General features: G+C 52.9%; 17 protein-coding genes and 1 pseudogene. 7 read left to right on the top strand and 11 right to left on the bottom strand.

Annotation, left to right across the window (positions count from 1 at the left end):
* Positions 1-12: 12 nt before the first annotated feature.
* The 4 genes and pseudogenes from CIG75_RS04685 to CIG75_RS04670 form a co-directional block, all read right to left on the bottom strand.
* A complete protein-coding gene (locus CIG75_RS04685; protein ID WP_157729378.1) occupies positions 13-1068 on the bottom strand; it encodes a PucR family transcriptional regulator in 1056 nt (351 codons plus the stop codon).
* Positions 1065-2431: pseudogene (locus tag CIG75_RS04680) on the bottom strand (MATE family efflux transporter). Before CIG75_RS04680 ends, CIG75_RS04685 begins: the two are co-directional and overlap by 4 nt.
* A 149-nt stretch (positions 2432-2580) precedes the next feature.
* A complete protein-coding gene (locus CIG75_RS04675; protein ID WP_094235597.1) occupies positions 2581-2937 on the bottom strand; it encodes an arsenate reductase family protein in 357 nt (118 codons plus the stop codon).
* A gap of 269 nt (positions 2938-3206) precedes the next feature.
* On the bottom strand, positions 3207-4154 hold the full coding sequence (locus CIG75_RS04670) for an isopenicillin N synthase family dioxygenase (protein WP_094235596.1): 948 nt from the start codon (positions 4152-4154) through the stop codon (positions 3207-3209).
* Between the two features lie 254 nt (positions 4155-4408).
* Here CIG75_RS04670 and rpsF point away from each other — a divergent pair, with 254 nt between their 5' ends.
* From rpsF to CIG75_RS04645, 5 genes are all read left to right on the top strand, one after another.
* On the top strand, positions 4409-4696 hold the full coding sequence (rpsF, locus tag CIG75_RS04665; protein ID WP_094235595.1) for a 30S ribosomal protein S6: 288 nt from the start codon (positions 4409-4411) through the stop codon (positions 4694-4696).
* Between the two features lie 32 nt (positions 4697-4728).
* Entirely contained in the window at positions 4729-5010 is a 282-nt protein-coding gene (gene rpsR, locus CIG75_RS04660; protein WP_087455294.1) for a 30S ribosomal protein S18, read from the top strand.
* Between the two features lie 154 nt (positions 5011-5164).
* Positions 5165-5986: an MltG/YceG/YrrL family protein gene (locus tag CIG75_RS04655; RefSeq protein WP_094235594.1), complete on the top strand. Its 822-nt coding sequence runs from the start codon at positions 5165-5167 to the stop codon at positions 5984-5986.
* Between the two features lie 130 nt (positions 5987-6116).
* Positions 6117-7178, top strand: coding sequence for a type III polyketide synthase (locus tag CIG75_RS04650; protein ID WP_094235593.1), 1062 nt, complete (start codon positions 6117-6119; stop codon positions 7176-7178).
* 49 nt (positions 7179-7227) lie between these two features.
* A complete protein-coding gene (locus CIG75_RS04645; protein WP_227874361.1) occupies positions 7228-7791 on the top strand; it encodes an isoprenylcysteine carboxyl methyltransferase family protein in 564 nt (187 codons plus the stop codon).
* Positions 7792-7858: 67 nt separating this feature from the next.
* Here CIG75_RS04645 and CIG75_RS04640 read toward each other — a convergent pair whose 3' ends face one another.
* Entirely contained in the window at positions 7859-8119 is a 261-nt protein-coding gene (locus CIG75_RS04640; protein WP_094235591.1) for a DUF1292 domain-containing protein, read from the bottom strand.
* 69 nt (positions 8120-8188) lie between these two features.
* Between CIG75_RS04640 and CIG75_RS04635 the strand changes: the two genes are divergently transcribed.
* Complete coding sequence (locus CIG75_RS04635; protein ID WP_094235590.1) at positions 8189-9073, top strand: 4Fe-4S binding protein; 885 nt, start codon at positions 8189-8191, stop codon at positions 9071-9073.
* A 16-nt stretch (positions 9074-9089) separates the two neighbouring features.
* On the opposite strand, the gene CIG75_RS04630 is transcribed toward CIG75_RS04635, so the two are convergent.
* Positions 9090-9734, bottom strand: coding sequence for a YjbE family putative metal transport protein (locus tag CIG75_RS04630; RefSeq protein WP_227874411.1), 645 nt, complete (start codon positions 9732-9734; stop codon positions 9090-9092).
* Between the two features lie 428 nt (positions 9735-10162).
* Between CIG75_RS04630 and CIG75_RS04625 the strand changes: the two genes are divergently transcribed.
* Positions 10163-13231: an efflux RND transporter permease subunit gene (locus tag CIG75_RS04625; RefSeq protein WP_094235588.1), complete on the top strand. Its 3069-nt coding sequence runs from the start codon at positions 10163-10165 to the stop codon at positions 13229-13231.
* 118 nt (positions 13232-13349) lie between these two features.
* On the opposite strand, the gene CIG75_RS04620 is transcribed toward CIG75_RS04625, so the two are convergent.
* From CIG75_RS04620 to CIG75_RS04600, 5 genes are all read right to left on the bottom strand, one after another.
* The gene (locus CIG75_RS04620; protein WP_094235587.1) at positions 13350-13553 is read right to left on the bottom strand and encodes a cold-shock protein; all 204 of its coding nucleotides are present in this window, start codon (positions 13551-13553) and stop codon (positions 13350-13352) included.
* Between the two features lie 172 nt (positions 13554-13725).
* Positions 13726-15243 carry a carboxypeptidase M32 gene (locus tag CIG75_RS04615; protein ID WP_094235586.1) on the bottom strand — a complete coding sequence of 506 codons (1518 nt, stop codon included), beginning with the start codon at positions 15241-15243 and terminating at the stop codon, positions 13726-13728.
* 132 nt (positions 15244-15375) lie between these two features.
* Entirely contained in the window at positions 15376-18342 is a 2967-nt protein-coding gene (locus CIG75_RS21170; protein WP_407701272.1) for an OmpL47-type beta-barrel domain-containing protein, read from the bottom strand.
* Positions 18343-18568: 226 nt separating this feature from the next.
* Positions 18569-20110, bottom strand: coding sequence for a DNA-binding protein (locus CIG75_RS04605; protein WP_094238340.1), 1542 nt, complete (start codon positions 20108-20110; stop codon positions 18569-18571).
* Positions 20111-20310: 200 nt separating this feature from the next.
* Complete coding sequence (locus CIG75_RS04600; RefSeq protein ID WP_322348602.1) at positions 20311-21183, bottom strand: NAD-dependent epimerase/dehydratase family protein; 873 nt, start codon at positions 21181-21183, stop codon at positions 20311-20313.
* Positions 21184-21245 lie beyond the last annotated feature (62 nt).

The following is a 21245-nucleotide window of genomic DNA, read 5'->3' as shown; positions in this document are numbered from 1 at the left end:
GATTGTACAAAACTATCCGCGCCCGTTTGTGCAATCTGCCCGAAGCAACAGCAGCGCCAACCACAACGTCCAACCTTCTTGCGGTTGGCGCGGGTCGTAACCGGTCAGTTCATGAATCCGCTCCAAGCGATACAACAGCGTATTGCGGTGGACAAACAGCGCTCGAGCCGTATCAGCAACCTGCTGTCCATGCTCCACAAATGTCACCACCGTCTCCCGCAACTCCGGGGTCAGCGCCTCCAACACGCCAGCAGGCAGAATCTCCCGCACGAACTCCTGACACACCGTCTGCGGCGTCCCATACAGCAAGCGGGCCATTCCTAGCCGATGATAGGCATGGAGCACATCCTTGCTTCGAAACCGTTTTCCCGCCTCCAAAGCAAACTCCGCTTCCCGTTTCGCCAACGCCAGCTCTTCCAGACTTCGCACGCTCGACAAACCGCCACGGCCCAGCAAAAACAACTCCGCGCCAAGCGTTGCGATCCAAGCCGAAACGGTCTCTTCCAACTCTTGCTCGGAGTAGCTGTGCCTGCGCACATCCTGTGTCGCCAGCTCATTCAGCACCGCTGTTCGTTTAGCAAATCGCTGTTCCTTTGCAGCTGGCTGACTCACCGGCACCAACAGCCAGACACGCTGCGTCCCTTGCACCGCGAGGACAGCCTGCTCCGGCTCGATCAACTCTCGCAACAGCGCGACCGCTTCTGCACCTGTGCCCGGCTCGGTGGCCCTTTCCAGCTCTAGCAACACCACGACACCAAGCTCCTGCCGCCAGCCAAGCTCTTGAAGCGAGCCGATCAGCGTTTCGCCTTCCACGTCGCGCTCACCGCCAAGCCATGCCTGCACCAGACGTTGCCCATCCTCTCCACCCGATACAGCTTTGGCATACAGCGCCAACAATTCGCCTACCGCATGCGGCAAACTCGCCGCTTCGAGGCGTAGTCGGCCCCCCTGTGCCAGCGGAATGTACCACACGCCGTTAACATAATCGATTGCATTTGCAACCTCTTCTGTCCGCTCGACCGACCCATACTCCAGAAGTGCTGCGGCCAGACGCTCCGTTTCCTTCATCCGGCCACCCCGTCTTGAGCGGTTGTTCGTTCGATCAGGCCCATACGCTGCCACTTCCTCGACCGCCAGCGCCACAGCATCAACAAGCCGCGTAACCATTCATCGACGATCATGGCCACCCAGATCCCGACCAATCCGTAGCCATAGTAGATGCCGAGCAGATACGCGAGCGGCACCGCCACACCCCACATCGACAAAATGCCGAGATACACCGGAAACTTTGCGTCCCCCGCTGCCCGCAGTGACGAAATGACGACCAAATTAAAGACCCGCCCCGGCTCCAGCAAAATCGTCATCAGAATCAACGTCCCCCAAGCGCGAGAATCTCTGGGTCATCTGTAAACAGCCCGAGCATTTGCTCACGAAATAACGACATCACGCCTGCCATGCCAAGCGATACGAGCAAGCCGATCCTCAAACTCTTCAGACACGTTCGATAGGCGGTCTCTTGTTCTTGGGCCCCTACCAAACGACCGATCAAGATCTGCGTCCCCTGCGCGATCGCCATCGAAAACAGGTAGATAAACATCATTAGATTGCTGGTGTATACCTTCGTCGTCAACGCTCCGACGCCGATCATCGTGATGATAAACGTGATCATCACTTGCGAAGACATATAGGACAGATGCTCCCCCGCCGACGGAATGCCGATCTTCAAAATGTTTTTCAGCGCATAGCGCGGAAACTTCAACAACAGATGGAACGGCAAAGCTCCCTCCATCCGCTTGAACAGAATGATAAACATCACCACAACGCCCACCACCTGTGCGAATGCAGTAGACATCGACACGCCGAGCACCCCGAGCACAGGAAGTCCAAACGGACCGAATAGTAACAAATAATTCCCGATCACATTCAGGATATTCATGCCAAACGTCACAAACATCGCATCTTTGGCAAACCCGTGACTGCGCACAGTTGCCGAGATCGCCATCATCACAGCCTGTAGCACCGAGGCGCCGCCGACGATCCGCAAAAAGGTCAAAGCGTCGCTCATCAGCTCATCGGGCAGCCCCATCCATTTCAAGAACGTCCGTCCAAACACAATCATCAGCAAACTTAACAGCAGCCCGAACAACAAGTTCGCGCCCAGCGCGACAACTGCAACTTCCGACGCTTTTCGTTTTTCACCAGCGCCCAGATATTGCGAAACGACAATTCCTGTCCCCATCGCGACAAAGCCGAACATCACCAGCAAGACTGCGACCAACTGGTTCGCCACGCCGACCGCGGCCACCGAATCATCCGAATAACGGCTGAGCATCAGCGTGTCCGCATTCCCCATCAACATTCGCAAGCCCAATTCGATAAAAATTGGCCAAGTCAGTGCGAACAGGGTCAATTGTTTTTGCTTTTTGGTCATCGATTCCCCGTCCCTCTTCCGTTCAAAGTAATCATAAGTATACAGAGTTTTGGCGACAAAATCCTCCATTTCCCAGGAAATACTCAATTCCTGTCGAGGAAGCAGAAAACACATCGACATCCGATGTGTTTTCCAGCAAAGCATCTCTGTTAAGACTGCGAAGCGCCGATCAGTTCCTTCATTTTTTCCTCATCCAATCCAACTACATATCCGTGAGGGGTTTTCAAGATCGGCCGCCGAATCAGCGTCGGCTCTGTTGCCATCAGCGCCGCTAATTCTGCCTCCTCCATCGCGAACAGTTCAGCGGTGCGCTCTTGATACACCGGCGAATTGGCCCGCAACAAATCTTGCACCTTCACCCCCAACTCCCCTGCCAACTCCAAGATTTCCTGCTGAGTCAACATGTTCTCTTCCAAATTGCGCTCCGGTACAGCTAGGTCGGCGAGCGCCTCTCGCGCCCGTTTGCTTTTGCTACAGGTCGGGTGATACATCATGATCACGTCCATCTACTTCACCTCAGAATGGTTTTTCACTATTCTATCACATAAGAAAATACGACGTATGATCTAGCAACTTTCGGAATAGACTGGATAACAACCAGCATCGAAAAGGGAGCGTGCCCGATCATGAAGCAACACCAAACACCACTCGCAGTCATCCAGCAATTCATCCAAGGCAAAATCGATGAAACCACCCTGCGTCAAGTTTTACAAGCGCAAACATAGAAAGCACATCGGGCCTTAGCTCGATGTGCTTTCTTCTATCAACGATTCGATTATTTCTTGATCAGGCCGATTTCCACCAGACGCTCATAGAGGAAGTCGCCTGCGGTGATTGCCGGCCATCTTTCCGGATTGTCCGGAGTGATCGTGGACGGGATTGTCTCCAACAGGTAGCCGCTGTACGGATGCACGAAGAACGGCATCGAGTAGCGCGAGGAATTCTCACCTTTCGGGTTGACAACGCGGTGCGTCGTCGCCGGGATCACCTTGTTGGTGATGCGTTGCAACATGTCGCCAGCATCGACGACGATCTGGCCTTTCAACGCTTCTACCGGATACCATTCACCTTCATTGGTCAACAGTTCCAGACCGGAGGTGGTCGCTTCGCAAAGCAAAGTGATCAGGTTGATGTCCTCATGCTCCGCTGCGCGCACCGCATCTTGCGGCATGCCTTCTTCCAGCGGCGGGTAGTGAATCAGACGCAACAGAGAGTTGCCGTTATGAATCATATCGGCGAAGAAGTTTTGACGCAGATCGAAGTGAATCGCCAACGCTTCCAGCATGTTGCGAGCCACGCGCTCCAACTCACGGTGCAGCGAAAGGGTCAACGGTTTCAGTTCCGGCACTTCATCCGACCAAACGTTGGCCGGGTAATCCAGCGCCATCGGATGGCCGATCGGAAGTTCTTGACCGACATGGTAGAACTCTTTCAGGTCGCCGACTTTGCGTTGTTTGGCATGCTCTTTCATAAAACCGGTGTAACCGCGTTGACCACCCGATTCACCCGTGTACTTTTGCTTCAATTCTGGCGACAAGGAGAACAGCTTCTCGATCGCCGCATAGGTGTCTTCGATCAGCTTCGGGTTGATGCCGTGTCCTTCGAGCGTGATAAAACCGATGTCTTTCAGACCAGCGCCAAACTCGTTGGCAAACTTGATGCGTTCCTGATTGGAACCGTGCGTATAGGACTTTAAGTTAAGGGTACGAACTAACTCGCTCATGACAGCCTCCTCGAATTTAGATCCGAACTTGATTAGTATGTGTAATCGCTTTCATTAAATACTGTAACATGTTGAGGGCGCACAGGCAATCAAAATTTGTAGGATGTCAGACATCTGTCCTCTTGAAAAAATCGCTTTCCTCCAGCGAATTAAGACTATTGCCCTAGAGTCCGAGATTATGCTATACTAGTCCTTGTGTTATTTACACCTTGCTTGCTCCTACGGGGGCCAAAAGTCCAAAAGGAGGGTACATGATGAGAGCCTATGAAACAATGCTGGTCCTGAAAGCGGATCTCGAAGAAGAAACTCGTGATGCGCTCATCGCGAAGTACGAAGGTATCGTTGCTAAAGAAGGCGGTACTGTTCAACAATCGACGAAGTACGGCAAGCGTAAGCTCGCGTACGAAATCAACAAAAACCGTGAGGGCTTCTACGTTCTGTTGAACTTTGAAGCGAACAACACCACTCCGGCTGAGCTTGAGCGTCTGATGAAAATCGACGACAACGTACTCCGTTACCTGACCGTCGTAAAAGAACAGTAATCCACATTCTAACCAACGAGGAGGACATTCCAATGAGCGAACAACGTGAACAACGCGAACACCGCGAGCCGCGTGGCGGCGGTTTCAATAAGAAACGCCGTGGCAAACGCCGCAAAGTTTGCAACTTCTGTGTTGACAAAGTAAAAGTCGTAGACTACAAAGACATCAACCGTCTGGGTCGTTATGTATCTGAACGTGGCAAAATCCTGCCGCGCCGTATCACTGGCAACTGCGCAGCTCACCAACGTGCAGTCACCGTTGCGATCAAGAACTCTCGCATCGTTGCTCTGATGCCGTACACCGCTGAGGTGTAAGATAATAAAAGGAAGTGGACAAGTGCCACTTCCTTTTTTATTTTCTTTCGGATAGATTTTCCACTTTCATCCCGACCCCCAAAAAGATAGAATGTTATATTGAATAGATATATGGTTATGGGGATCGCTTTTTGTGCAGGGAGGGGACGAACTGATGCAACAAACGAATTTCGATCTATTAAAAGAAACAGTGGGCAAACGCTTTGGACAGGTATTCTCCGATTACGGGCTTCCGGCACTGTCAGCAGGTCTGTTTACCAACGAACAACTGTCCTTTTTACAGGAACAGACGGACGACCTGCCAGATGATAACAGTGCGCTGGAAAGCCTACTGTTGCAAAACGTCAGCAAAGGCAAAGTTTTGCGCACCGGGCAAGCACCAACTGGGGAAAACCTGTTTACAGTGCGCGTGCCGCTGATCAAGTCGAGCTGTGTGCTCACCTTGGCGTACACGACCGAAAAATGGAGTCTACAAGCGATCGATGCGGTTCAGACGCGCCGCACAGAGATCGGCAAACTGCTGCTTGGCGGCTTGATCGGCTCAGCGGCCACCGCACTGTTTGCACTGCTGATCAACTTTGGCAGTGGTGATGACATCGTGGCCCAAGCTAAAGAAGAAGGCTACATCGTACTGACCCAACAGCAATATGCGGAACAGACTGGACAAAGCCAAGTCTCAATCGCTACCCAAGATCCGTCTGCCATAAAAGAAGACACCAAGTCAGGCGATGCGAAAACGGGAGAAAAAAATGCTACCGACCAAGCGAAAGGGAAAGCAATCACCTTTCACCTCCAAGAAGGCATGACCACTTGGGACCTGACCGGCTTCCTCAAAGAAGCAGGGCTGATCAAAGATCAGATGAAGTTCGGTGAAAAGTTGGTCTCGCTCGGTCTCGATGTGCAACTCCGCCCTCAGGAATACGCCTTCCAATCAGGAATGACCGAGGACGAAGTGATCGAAGCCTTAAAAAAATAGGTCATCTAACAGACAACAAAGAGCCGCCTGGGGTCATCCCTGGGTGGCTTTTTGCTGTTTTTACATAAAGGCACAGGGAGTTGGAAATCATACCAGGTAGATACTGGATACGTGACGAGGAGGATATCCCTTGCCTGTACTAGCAGCTGTCGGTACTGCCGTACCGCCCTATCTCATCGCTCAGGCCGATTCACAGGAGTTTGCCCGCAATCTGTTTGCCGAGGCGTTCAAAGATATAGACCGGCTATTAGCTGTGTTCGAGTCGGCCCAAGTGGAACAACGCCATTTTTGCACACCGCTCGAATGGTTTGCCACGTCGCCGACCTGGGAAGAGAAAAATCGACTGTATCTGGAGCATGCGGTGCGCCTCAGCAAGGAGGCGGTTGAGAACTGTCTGCAACAAGTGGGAATTGGCCCACAGGATGTGGACAGCATTCTCTTTGTCTCTTCGACGGGCGTGGCAACGCCGAGCATCGATGCTCATTTGTTCAATGCGCTCGGTCTGCGCAGTGACATCAAGCGACTGCCCCTTTGGGGGCTGGGCTGTGCAGGGGGTGCTGCAGGACTTGCCCGTGGCTGCGATCTCGCCATGGCCGACCCGGACAGCCTCGTGTTGGTGGTCGCGCTGGAACTGTGCGGCTTGACCTTCGTAAACGGTGACCGTTCCAAAAGCAACCTGATCGCCACTTCCCTGTTCGCCGATGGAGCGGCCGCCGTGTTGATCTGCGGGGATGAAGCGGCCGCCAAAAAGGGCATCCGCGGCCCGCAATTGCTCGCCGCCCGCTCGACGATCTGGCCGGAGACACTCGACGTAATGGGTTGGGATGTGCAGACGGCAGGCTTAAAAGTGATCTTTTCCAAAGACATCCCGACGATCGTCGCCACCAAAATCCGTCCGGTCACCGAAGCGTTTTTAGGCGAACAGAACCTGACCCGCGCAGACCTCTCGCATTATATCGCCCATCCAGGTGGCACAAAGGTGCTCAATGCGTATGAAGAGGCGCTCGCCCTGCCTGCAGACGCCCTGCGCCACGCCCGCGACATTCTGCGCACCCACGGCAACATGTCGTCCTGCACCGTGCTGTTCGTTTTAGCGCGCGAACTGAACGACCCGCATCATGCTGGTGACTATGGACTCCTGTTTGCACTTGGACCAGGATTTTCATCTGAGCAGGTGCTCTTGCGGTGGTAGACCCTTATTCGCTCAGATTGAAGCTACAGGCTCTGGAGGTGCTGCGCTTGTGGTAACGTGGTTTTCGGTCGTCTTTGCTTTTGTCGTCTTGCAGCGCTTGCTCGAACTTATCATCGCCAAGCGCAACGGTAAGCATCTAGTAGCGCTTGGCGGCGTGGAGGTTGGAGCTGAGCATTACAAGTATATCGTGCTCTTGCATGTCTCTTTTCTCCTCGCTCTTTTCTTCGAGGTATTCGCCCGCAACAGAGAAATGCTCCCCCCTTATGGCACTCCGTTCGCCTTGTTTTGCCTCGCCCAAGGTCTGCGCGTCTGGGTGCTGTTGTCGCTCGGGAAGTTTTGGAATACGCGCATCTACGTCCTGCCCGGCAGTGTCCCGATCGCGCGCGGGCCCTATCGCTTTTTGCGCCATCCAAACTATGTGGTGGTGGCCATCGAACTGTTTACACTTCCGCTTTCGTTTGGTGCCTGGAGCACCGCTTTGCTCTTTACTGCGCTGAACGCCTGGGTGCTTTCCATACGCATTAGGGCCGAAGAGCGTGCACTGCTTGAAATGACCAGCTATGCAGAAGAGATGGGCAGGCGCGAACGCTTTTTGCCCACCTTGAAAAAGTGATGCCAAACGCCGTTCGGGCAGGTTGCCGAACGGCGCTTGGCGTGGGTGATTCCGTGGTGGCGCTCCTCTACGCGAAGTCGTTTTCCCCTTCGGCGGGAGCGGCATCCACCGCGATTTGGTAGGCGTCAAGCAGCGATTGAGCCTCTTCTGGGTCGTCGATGCCGACCAACTCTTGATGCTCTCCTTCACCGACAATCTGCATGAGGATCGTGTCTTCCTCATTGGTCAGGAGCACATAGTTGCGCTCGTCCATCTCAAACATGCCTTCGACACCAAACTCCTGCTGCACGCCTTGATCGTCTTCCACGAGAATGCGGTCTCTGATCATTTGATCACCCCCATGCATTAGCGTTTCCATTTTGGCGCACATTAGCCAAAGAGGAAGGAGCGTGCCTTCATGCGCAGATGGCTGCAGCCGATCATTGTCGTGCTCTTTTTTATCGTCCCGTATTTTGATCTGTTTCGCATCGACATACCTTCTGGCCACTACTATTGGTTTACGCGACAGCTTCCCTTTTCCCAAGCGATGCCGTTGCTTTTGACCGTACTCTGGATGGTTTTTCTCGTGCTCGGTCTGTCCTTTTTCAAACCGCGCCTGTTCTGCTCGCACTTTTGCCCGCATAACACGTTGTCACAGTGGCTGCGCAAGTTGCAGCGCTATAAACTGGACTGGGTGTTGGCGATCGTCCTCACGCCGATCGTCGCCTTCACCCTGATCGCCTATTTTGTTGACCCGCGCACCGTCTGGTCGGCGATCACGCAGGATACCTCCCGAATGATCCTGATCTTTTTCCTCGTGCTCTGCCTGTTCATCGGTGCTCTGCTGCTCCGAATGCGCCACAAGTTTTGCAGCACAGTTTGTCCCTACGGCTATTTTCAACAGCTCTTTCGACCGGAGCGCACCACCGTCTTAGGCAAAGTGGTCACCGGCTCGCTTTTGGTTTTGCTCGGCGGGGCCACCGTGCTCTCTGTGTTTTTCACCTCGGGGTTAGAAATCGATCTGGGCACGGTGGCGAGAATCAACGCTGGTACCCGCATGGTCTACACCTACGAACTGCGGCTGATCAACAACAAAAGCGAAGCGGAGACGGTCACCGTCACCTTTCGTAAACTGCAACCGGTCGAAAATCCATTTTCCGAGCCGCTGATCGTCCAACCTGGCGATGCGGTCAAAATTCCGTTCACGTTTCAAGTCCAAAAGACAGAAGAGGTGTACTTTGACGTTTGCCCACAACGGGAAAACAGATGCCAGACGTTCTCGTTCTCTCTTTCTGGCGTCTAAAAAAGCGGATATCCGATTAGGAGGTTGTCCGTTTTTTTGTCAGCCAGGCCGCCCCGGTCGCCGCCAGCACCACCGCATGAAAAGCTCCTGTCGGGATCGCAAGCGGTGTTAGATACTGTTCGATCATTTTTTCTGCCAAAATCATCGAAGCGGCTGTCCACGACAGCACAGCGATGCCAAGAAACAGCAACACCGGATACTTGTAGAGCAGATGTGCGATGATCCAACTGCCCCAAAGGATGCAGGGGATCGAGACGAGCACCCCGAGGCTGACCAAGATCCAATTGCCATCCGCGATGGCGACGACGGCGAGCACATTATCGACCGACACCATCAGGTCGGCGATCACGATCAGCTGCACCACATTCCAAAGCCCTTGCACACTGCGCATGTCGCTGTGCTCTTCCTGCGTATCACCAAGCATCTTGTAGGCGATGTAGAGCAGGAAAATGCCGCCAATCAGCTTGATGTACGGCAGATCGATCAAATAGATGGCCAACAGCGACAGGACGATACGCATCGCCACCGCCCCGAACGTTCCCCAATAGATGGCCCGCTGACGAAGCCCGTTCGGCAGTTGACGCGTCGCCAAGCCGATCACCAAGGCGTTATCCACCGACAAGATGGCGGAGACCAAAAAGATTTCCAAGGCAAGCAACATCTCTTGCACGTCACAGACCTCCCCTGTTTGTCCCTCAAGAAAGACTATGACAACTCCGCCGTTAACTTGTCTGATTCTGCCCCATGTGCGGAAAAACGCCGATCAGCACCGCTTACTCATCCATTATTGAATCACATACCTCCCCTGTGTCAGCGTCTTTTCCACCATTTTCTGGAATCTCAACTTTCCCCTCGCTCATATACTCGACCCGTAGCGCTTCGACCCACATCAGCATCGGAGAAGCTTTGTTCTGTCCGTGACACGCCGGCCTCCCTGCCCGGTGTTAAGAATCTATACATCTAACGACAATATCCTATACAAATCTTATACATAATAAGTTGCTTCCAATTGACTCCAATGTTATGATATTTACGAAATTATGTGAGCATACACATATGAATCTGGTTCGGAGAGGAAGGTTCGGAAACATGAACTTCTTAACGCGGGTTTCGCTGAAAAACCCTGTGGCAATCTTCATTCTTTCGTTTCTGCTGATCTTTGGCGGAACGTATGCGTTTCAAACTTTAAAAGTCGAGATGCTGCCGAACATCGAGTTCCCCCAGCTATCGATCAATGCGATCTATCCGGGCGCCTCGCCGGAAGATGTTAATGAGCAGGTTACTGCCAAGTTGGAGACGCAGTTGAAAAAGCTAGATCGTCTCGACAAGATGACCTCGCAGTCCTTCGAAAGCGCCTCGCTCATCCAACTCACCTTCCCAATCGGCACCAACATGGATGACATGGAACAAAAGGTGCAGGACCTGCTGCGCGAAACTCATCTGCCGGAGCGGGTCGAACCGGCCGTGCAACGCTTTTCCTTTGGCACGTTCCCGATCCTCAGCGCCGTCGCGTTTGCAAATGACGGTCAGGACCTACAAAGCCTGCTCATCGACGAGCTCAAACCAGCTTTGGAAAAAATTCCGGGTGTTGCGTCAGTCGCCCTCGGTGGAACTGCAGAAGAACTGGTTGAGATCGAAGTTAACTTAGCAGAGGCTGGCAAATACGGTCTGTCACTGCAAAAGATTCAGGAACAGATCAAAGCAAAGTACGTCTCGATGCCAGCTGGATCGGTCACCGATGATTCGGTTTTGATCCCAATCCGCGTGGTCGAAGAACTGTCAACGCTTAATGATCTGAAAAACTTACAGCTCGACGTACCAGTCCCAGCTGTTCCCACTACGCCGGGCGGATCTGCAAAGGCCCCCACCGCGCCGATCATTACCTTGAAAGATGTTGCCAACATCAAAACGATCACCGCAAAGCCGGAGATCAACCGCTTTAATGACAAAGACAGCCTCGCGATCACCGTGACCAAAAAACAAGATGCCAACACGGTGGAAATCGCACAAAAGACTCGTGAAATGCTCAAGGACTTCAGTGATCGAGTCGAGTATGACATCGTGTTTGACCAATCGGAAGGCATCGAACAGTCGGTCAACTCGCTGATCAAAGAAGGCTTGCTCGGCGCGCTGTTCGCTTCTCTTGCCGTGTTGCTCTTCTTGCGCAATCTGCGCGCGACGATCATCGCCGTGCTTTCGATTCCGCTGTCGCTCCTCGTTTCGTCGATCTTCCTTGCGCAGTCGAACATCACGTTGAACATCATGACGCTGGGCGGGATGGCCGTCGCAGTAGGCCGTGTCGTCGATGACTCGATCGTCGTCATCGAGAACATCTTCCGCCGCATGAAACACAACACAGAAGGTCTCGACAAGACCGAATTGACCATCGTGGCGACCAAAGAGATGCTCAAAGCGATCACCTCCTCCACCTTGACAACGGTGGTCGTCTTCCTGCCGCTCGGCTTTGTCGGCGGCATGACTGGAGAGTTCTTCTTGCCGTTTGCGCTGACCATCGTCTACGCGCTGTTGGCATCGCTTGTCGTCTCGATCACCCTGACGCCAGTGCTGGCCCGCTTCTCGTTCTCCAAAATCAAGCATGAGGAGACAGAAGGGCCGTTGCAGCGCTTTTACGAGCGTGTACTGCGCTTCTCACTCCGCAAAAAGTGGGTCGTATTCGCCATCTGTATCCCGCTGTTGGTTGGCTCGCTTGGCCTGACCACCCAGCTCGGCTTTGTCTTCCTGCCGAACGAAAAGGTGAAGATCGTCTCTGCGAGCGTCACCTTGCCCGCTTCTACCGTTTTGGAAAAAACGAACGAAGTTTCCTTGAAGATCGAAGAGATGCTGAAGACACGCGACGCGATCGCCGATGTGTTCGTCGGAATCGGCTCGCGCGATTACATGACCGGCTTGAAAAAGGAAAATATCGCTTCCTACGTGATCATGCTTGACGAAACGGCGAACACCGCCGAAGAGATCAAGACGATCGAAGAGAAAATCGGCACCCTCGCCAAAGGGATCTCCGACAAAGCGATCGTCTCCGTGCAAGAGATGTCCACCGGCGGCCCAACGTCCAACAACAACCTCGACATCGACTTGTACTCGAACAACATCGACGCGCTGATGACCGCTTCCAAACTGGTAGAAGAACAGTTGAAACAGCGCGATGACCTGAAATATGTCACCAACAACATGAAAGAAAAACAACGCCAATGGGTGATCAAGATCAATCCGGACAAAGCGTCCGAAGCAGGCGTTGCGGCCTATACGGTGCTTGGTATCACCGCCGACCGCACGCGCCCGGTCTCCGTTGGCACACTGAAACTGGATGGCGAAGAGCGTAGTTTGCAGTTGACCTACGACAAGCCGCTCGCTTCGAAAAGCGAACTGGAAGAGTTGATCGTCTTTGGCACCAAAGGCCCGATTCAACTCAAAGAGATCGCCAACATCCAAGAGGTGGAAAGCGTCACCTCGATTCAAAAGCTAGACAGCAAAGTGTTTGCTCGCGTCTCGGCCATCGTAACCACCGACAACGTGCAACAGACAGCAGTCGCAGTCAAAGCGGCGGTCGCCGATCTCGACCTGCCCGATGATGTTTCACTGGAAGCTGGCGGCGGCACCGACGAGACGGTGAAAACGTTCCAAGAGCTCGGCATGGCGATGGGAATCGCAGTCGGCCTCGTCTACCTCGTGATGCTGTTCACCTTCGGGCAAGCTCGAATTCCATTCGTCATCCTGTCCTCGCTGCTGTTCGTGCCGACTGGCGCATTCATCGGTCTGTACCTCTTGAATGAACCGTTGTCCGTCTCAGCGATGATCGGTATTCTGATGCTGATCGGGATTGTCGTCACCAACGCCATCGTGCTCGTTGACCGTGTCGTGCAAAACCGTGAACGCGGCTTGACTATCCGTGATTCCTTGATCGAAGGCGGCAAGACCCGTCTGCGTCCGATCCTGATGACCGCCTTTGCCACGATCTGTGCGCTTCTGCCGTTGGCCTTCACCACCGCAGAGGGCAGTCTGATCTCCAAAGGTCTCGCCGTCGTCGTCATCGGTGGCCTCACGACCTCGACGTTGCTCACCTTGATCATCGTCCCGGTCATCTACGAACTGTTCTTCCTGCGCACACACCGTAAAGAACAACAACAATTGCTACACTAACACAACAAGCGCCGTTCCCTGTGGGAACGGCGCTTTGCTTTAGATTGCCAGCATCGGCTATACAAAAAACCAGCGAATCCAAAGATTCGCTGGTTAAAATTTGTCATTTGACGAAAGCTTACGCTTTTTCAACGTTAGATGCTTGCGGACCGCGGTTGCCATCTACGATTTCAAAAGTAACGTTTTGGCCTTCTTCGAGGGTTTTGAAGCCGTCTGCTTTGATTGCGGAGAAATGTACGAATACATCTTCGCCACCTTCAGCAGTGATGAAACCGTAACCTTTTTCTGCGTTGAACCACTTAACAGTACCTTTTGTTTCCATGGTGATAGACCTCCTGATACGTCCATAAAAGACGAAATATTAGCTACCATTTCGCCCGATTCAAAATGCACCGACTCACTTTCGAGCACTGCAATTTCCGAACTAATAATGGTGCTTTTTGAGACAATACTAGTGTACCACTGTTTGTAAAGAGTGTCAAATCAATTAGGAATTAAATTCCATAAATTTCTTTAAATTTGCTCTCAAGATAGGCGACCAAATACTCAGAGTTAATCTCTTCTCCAGTCGCTTGCAGCATGATTTCACCAGGCGTGAGCAATTTGCCATGCTTGTAGACTTTTTCGTTCATCCAAGCCAGCACCTGCGTCACATCACCTGCTGCCACCTGCTCACGATAGTTCGGAATCTCTTTTTGCATCGCATGTTCGAGCTGTGCGGCATAGATGTTGCCAAGCGAGTAGGAGGAGAAGTAGCCAAACGCGCCGCCAGACCAATGGATGTCCTGCAAGACTCCGGTCGCGTGCGAATCGGGTCGAACGCCCACATACTCCTCGATCTTATCGGCCCAGATCTCCGGCAGGTCTTTGACTTCGATCTTGCCATTGATCAGGTCTTTTTCAATCTCATAGCGGAGCATGATGTGCAAGTTGTATGTTAATTCATCCGCATCAACACGGATCAGGGAAGGCTCGACAAAGTTGATCGCTTTGAAGTAATCCTCTGCGCTCACACCTGCAAACTGCGCCGGGAAATGCTCGACTAACGAAGCGAAATGATGTTGCCAGAACTCACGGCCTCTACCAATCATGTTTTCCCAAAAACGCGATTGTGATTCATGAATCCCCATCGACGTACCTGTGCACAAGAACGTGCCGATCAGGTCGTGCGAAATGTTCTGCTCGTATATCGCATGGCCGAATTCGTGGATCGTGCCAAACAGCGACGCAGTGATGTCATTGTCATAATAAAACGTCGTGATCCGCACATCGTTCGGATTAAGTCCGATCGCAAACGGATGCGGGCTTTCATCGAAGCGCCCTTTGCTAAAATCAAAGCCGAGCGCATCGAGCATATGACGGGAGTACCGGTACTGCACGTCGCGCGGGAACGGCTGATGCAGGAAGGAGCGGTTCACCTGTTTTTGCTCCGTCACGCGGCGCAAGAGATCGATCGTCTTCTCGCGCAGTCCCCCGAAGATCGTATCGAGCTTGGCGACGGTCAGACCTGGCTCATATTTGCTGAGCAGAGCGTCATACTTGTTCTCTTTATAGCCCCAAATCTCAATAAATTCGCGCAAGATCGCGACGATCTGCTCCAGATACGGGCGGAAGATCTCAAAATCGTTGTTCCGCTTGGCATCGTCCCAAGCGCTTTCAGCCGTCTGAGTCAGCACGACATACTCACGAAATTTCTCAGGCGGAATGCTCTTGTCGCGGTCATATTCTGTCTTGCGATCCAAAACGGAGGCCCGTGTGATCGGATCAAGCAGTTCCATCGCTTCAGGGCGACTCAAAACGTCGAGGTACTCGCCCATCTGATCGGACGTCTGCATCTGAAACAGATCGCCCGACAACATCCCGACCACTTCTGCCCGCTGTGCGACACCTTGTTTCGGGATCAGAGCGCTCATGTCCCATTGGATGAGTTGGATCGCTTCGTGCAGCTGCTTCATTCGACGCACGTAGGTGTTAAAATCATTCGCTGTCTGGTGTATCTTTTCGGTTGACATCCATTAACCTCCGTTTCCCATTTACAACTTGTGTTTACTGTTTAAATTTACAGAAAATAATACGAATTGTCCAGTAGCAATATGAAAAAGCCACGCAGTTGTTGCTGCGTGGCTTCGCTTCAAGACATTGCCTTACTTCAGATCGCTTGCGATCAAAGCTTTCAGGCTCGCATTGAGCAGGTCAGCGCCAGAAGCGGAGATATGACCCACTTTTTTGAATTGATTGATGCTGTCTTGCAGGGATTGCAGTTGTTGTTTTGCGAGATCGGTTTTCTTCAGGGTAACAAGATGTTTTGCAGCATCCAGGCGAGCCAGGATCGAAGTCTTGATACCATTGTTTTTCATCTCGCCGTTGTTGTACAACTGATTGACCAGTTTCTCGGTGGCAGCAAAGCTGGTTTCCACGAGGAAGAGGAAGGTGCCTTCATACTGGTTGTCAGCGTTGTCCAGCACGCGCACGCGCAGTGTGTGGACGCCGAGGCCGAGGCTTTGCGCGCTCAGTTCGGAGTTCTGGTTGATCAGGTGATCATCGAGGTACAGCTGTACAGAAGCAACACCAGAAGTAGCGTCGGTCGCATCTACCGAGAAGGAAACGCTCTCGTCGATCGACACGTTGCGCAGATCGCCACCCGATTGTTTGATGTGGATGGTCGGGATGGTTTTGTCGAGCTTGACGGTCAGAGACTGGTCAGCCTCTACGTTGCCGTTCACGTCAACAGAGCGGTACGCGATCGTGTGAGTGCCTTCGGTCGTCACAGCGATCGGTGCGGTGTACTCCGTCCATTCGCCATCTGCGATTTTGTACTCGGTGCGTGCTACGCCCGAGTTGTCAGTAGCGGTCAAGGTGATCGTTACATCTTGGTTGTACCAGCCGTTCGCATTCGCAGTACCGGAAGTTGCAGCTTCTGTAACCGGAGCCACAGAGTCAGCAACAACAAAGTCGTTCAGCGAGGTCGGCTTCAGTTGGAACGCGCCTTTGAAGATCGCGGACACGCCGGAGATGTTAACAACTTGGCCGTCTTGGTACGGGAAGTTGCCGAGCGTAATGCCGGAGCGGCCATCCACGCGAACGAGCGTAGTGCCGTTTGCGCCAACCACGTTAAATTCAAACGTTCCACCCGTAATTACTTCGTGCAGGTTTTCGATACGGACTTGTTCAAGGGTGACGCGTTGTCCTTGGTTGGTCGCGTCTACTGCGTTCACAACTTTAGCAGCCGGAATCTCGGTCGTGTCGATCTTGGTGATCTCGATCGGATCGATCAATTCCAGTTCGGTGTTGAATACTTCGGTGCTTGCACTGATTTTAATGCGATCGCCGGCATGGAAACCGGACTTGGTTTGGAACACGTAGATGCCGCCCGTTTCGTCTTGCAGGTAGAAACCTTGGCCGCCAAATACGCCCGGTTCGGTCGTGATCACACCTTCAACGGTGACGATGGTGCCAGCCGCTTTGGTGCGCGCTTCTTCAAGCGTGATCTTCGCCGGTACCGGCGTTTGATCATCCGGCAGTGTTTCGGCCGGAACATCTGCGATAGTGACCGCTTCGGTCATCAGGTTGGTCGAAGCTGTACGGAGGCGCAGGCTGGCAGCGCCAAGCGCTGTGCCCGGCTTGAGACGAACATTCAGTACTTTCGAAGCGTGGCCGAGCGCATCAGCCGTCATCGAAAACTGGGACGAGTAGCCATAAGCAGTCGGCCAGGTGCCGTCCGCATTTTGCACTTGTGCAACCTGCGTGCCACCGTTCAAGAAAATGCCGATGTTGAAGCCCGACACAGTCGAGTTCGGAGCGAGGTTGTCAGCGACAACACGCACCGGGAACACTGCGTTTGCCGGGAGTTGTGCTTGGTGTACAGTCGAATAAGATGCGTTCCCTGGGTTCGGAGTCGTTGTGGTGCCCGACGCGCCATAGGAACCTGATTTAAATGTAGACGGATCATACCATTTATAGCCTGCTGCCGGAGCTGCCCACGGTTCCGGTTGCGGCTCGGTGGAAGTTTGCGGGTTTTCCATCGGCAGCAGTTTGGTCGGCTGGTCGAGCGTGATGCCCGTATCAGCGAAAGAGGTGTAGGATTCTTTTTTCGCCAGCCAGTTTACCATATTCACAAGAAGCTTAGCATCATCTTGCTCTTTAAAACCATCATAGGTTGTTTTCTTAGAGCCATTTTCTTCACGAACATATTTCGGAGTTGCATCCTCTACCGGAGAAGAGTCGCCGATGAAACCTGCTTTGCCCGCGCCAACCTTGGAGATTGCCGCATACGGGCCTTCTGCCACGCCGCCGCCGTTGTATACGCCTTGGTCTACCGCGCTACCCCATTTTTGGTTGGTTTGCGGCACGTAGACGAGACCTTTTGCTTTGTTCGGATCGAGGATGGCAAGCGTCGAACCAGCATGCATCGCGACACTGTTCACACCTTGCGTAATACCAAACGCTTGGCTCGGTGCTACGATGTTGCTTGCATTCAAGTCGCCCAGCGCGTTGTAGCGGAAGCGAATCCCGAAGTTGCTGCCGAGCCAGTCGGACGAGGTGACATCCTGCATTTGAGCAGAAGCGCGCTCTTCAGCGTTCATGCCCTTCGCCGGGTCTTCCCATGCACCGCGACGGTAGCCGTTGAACGCTTCATTCGCATCCCAACGGTTTTTGTTGCGGTCTGCATTGTAGTGGTCGCCGATAAAGAAGATCGAGCCGCCGTTTTGCACGTACTGCAGCATTGCAGCCTGCTCAGAGTTCTTGTAAGGATTATTTGCTTCCCCAATAACAAATACATCGTAGTCTTGCAGATCAGCCAACGTGATCGGGGTGGTCTTACGCAGTTCTTTCACGTAGTACCCATTGTTTGCCAATGCGTTCCCGAAGTCGGAGAACCCGCCGTCGATCACCCAGTCTGCCGCGCCGGCCGTCTGACCGTGCGTGTTGTCAAACAGGATCTTCTTGCCAGCATTCTCATTGACCACTTTTGCTGCGATCACCGGAGCTGGATCGTTCGGGCCCTCTGCCAATGCCACGTTGCCATAGGTCAACGTTGCAGCAGCCGGGAGCGGGAACGCCAGGGTCATCGCGAGAAGCACCTTCATCGCTTTGCTCTTAAAGGTAAACATCCTACACCTCCACAATAAGTTGTGCTTGTATTGTATCCAAAAGCACCCTCAGTTACTATTCTAGCATCTCGCGTGACAGAATTGGTGAGTTTTTTGTAAATTAGAGAATTTCGCAGGACAGTATTACTAAAAGTTAACGTAGTAATGTAAATTTCAATCGATTCGACATGATCCGATCATCAAAAAAAGCCCTTCCCCAGGTCAAAGGGAAGGGCTTTTTGGTGTTCTACGGCAGCGGTTCTGCCAGCACGTTGCCAATGGTCACCGCTTCGGTGATTTTCGCGGTGGTGTTCTGACGCAGGCGCAGGTTGGCAGCACCTGTCGTGCCCGGCTTGATTTTCATGGTCAAGATTTTTTCTGCATGTCCGGCACTGTTAGCGGTCAGCGAAAAGTTCTCGCTGTAGCCATACGTGGTCGGCCAAGTACCGCTGCTGTTTTTGGTCAAAGCTACTTGTGTGCCGCTACCGTTGTAGATCCCGATGTTGTAGTTAGAGGTCGTGGAGTTCGCAGCAAGTCCGTCTGCCACCACTTTGATCTGGAACTCATAAGCGTTCGGCAGTGTTGCTTGGCGTACGAACGAGAAGCCGGAAGTCACAGGCGGTGTCGAAGAGGTTGCACCGTAGGAGCCGGTTTTAAAGGTCGTCGGGTCCCACCATTTGTAGCCAGCAGCCGGAGCAGCCCACGGCTCGGTCATCGGTTCGGTCGAAAGGGAAGGAGTTTCCATCGACAGCAGTGTGGTCGCTGTATCGAGCACCAAGCCAGACACTTGGTTCAGTGCGGTGTAGTTTTCTTTGGTAGCCAGCCAGTTGACGATGTTGACCATCAGGGTCGCATCGTTTTGCTCTTGCCAGCCAGCGTAGGTGGTCTTGCTGGACCCATTCTCTTCACGCAGGTAACGCGGCGAAACGTCCTCGACCGGCGAGGAGTCACCGATAAAAGCAGCTTTTCCGAGCGAGACTTTGGCGACGGCCGCATAAGGACCTTCCGCCACGCCACCGCCGTTGTAAACGCCTTGGTCTACTGCGCTGCTCCATTTTGCGGTAGTATTCGGCAGGTAGACGATCCCTTTTGCCTTGTTCGGGTCGAGAATCGCCACGGTGGAACCCGCATGCATCGCCACGGTTGAAACGCCTGCTGTGATGCCAAACGCCTGGGAAGGTGCCACGATGTTGTTTGCCGTCACATCGCCAATCGCGTTGTAGCGGAAACGCACACCAAAGTTCGTGCCGAGCCAGTCGGAGGAAACAACCCCTGACATCGCGCTGGAAGCTGCTTCTTCGGCGCTCATGCCTTTTGCCGGGTTGGTCCACGCGCCACGACGGTAGCCGTTGAACACTTCAGACGCATCCCAACGGTTCTTGTTGCGGTCTGCGTTGTAGTGGTCAGAAATGAAGAAGATCGAACCACCGCCTTGCACGTATTGCAACATTGCAGTTTGTTCCGTTTGTTTATAAGGGATGTTCGCTTCCGGGATAACAAATACATCATAAGCTTGCAGATCGGACAACGTGATCGGTGTGGATTTACGCAGTTCTTTTACATAGAAACCATCGTTTGCCAACGCATTGCCAAAATCGGAGAACGCGCCGTTGATAACCCAGTCGGCCGCACCCGCCGTTTGCGCGTGCGTGTTGTCAAACAGGACTTTCTTCCCGTAGTTCTGGTTAGCCACTTTCGCCGTGATCTCTGGAGCCGGGTCGGACGGACCTTCTGCCAAAACTGCTTGTCCACCGCTGACCGGCAGAGCCAAAGGCAACGCCACCGCCATCGTCAACAAGACTTTCAATGCTTTGTTTTTAAAAAACAAACTGGAACACCTCCATATGGAATAAGACTAACTCCATTTTAACATCAAAGTGAACAAGTTTGGTGATCTTTTCGTAAATAAATTACTACGAAATTCAAAATAAATTTCAAACATAATTTCCCTGTTTTGTAAACGATTTTCCTGTGCCACACCGTTGCCGACTAGAGCAATTCCCGAATCAACTGCGGCAACCACTCTTCAAGCTTGGAAAATTCATACCCTGCCCGTTCCGCTTTCTCAAGATTCATATAATAGGAACCGGGCAGACCAAAGGGCGAGCGCACCTCAGGCGCAGTATCCGGCACGATCGATGCCTGCTTGCCGACCGCTTCCTCCACCCATTGCATCATCTCGCGCAGCGTGACCGTGCCGCTCGCCGCTGCATTGACCGGTCCCTCGATGTCTGCCGTCGCGCACCACAGCAAGAATTTCCCTGCTTCTGACGAATTGATAAAGCCTTGTCGCGACTCGGGATACGGCATCCCGATCGGCAACCCTTCCTGCACGCGCTCGACATGCAAATTCAGACGCTTGGTGTAATCATCCACGCCGAGCACGACCGGAAACCGCGGAGCGACCACCGGGAACGTTGCATGTTGGAAAAAGACCGCTTCGGCCTGACGTTTGCCTTCATTATAGGTAAAATCGGTTGCGTTCCCCCACTTGATCGGCTCTTGCCGCCCATCATAATCTGCTTCTCCGTGCGGCTCTTCCGACAGCCCGTACACCGACAGCGTCGAGGTGAACACGTAACGGCCAACTTTTCCAGCAAACACTTCCACCGCAATCTGCGCTTCGTTCGATGAATAGCAGATGTTATCAAATACCACATCATAGCTGTGATCGCCCACTGCCGCCAGAATCGACTCTTTGTTCCCGCGGTCCACGATCAGACGGCGCACACGATCACCATACTCATCTTGCGTTTGCCCACGAGTTGCGATCGTCACATCCACGCCTTGCTCCAACAACCCTTTGACCAGATGCTTACCAAAAAAACGTGTTCCACCAAAGACTAATGCTGTTTTCATCATTCGACTCCTCATTTCCAGTATTTTCTCAATTGTACTATAGTTCAAAGTGCGATAGATGAAAT

The organism is Tumebacillus algifaecis (assembly GCF_002243515.1).
In the GTDB taxonomy this organism is placed as follows: domain Bacteria; phylum Bacillota; class Bacilli; order Tumebacillales; family Tumebacillaceae; genus Tumebacillus_A; species Tumebacillus_A algifaecis.
This window is presented reverse-complemented; position numbering and strand designations above follow the sequence as displayed.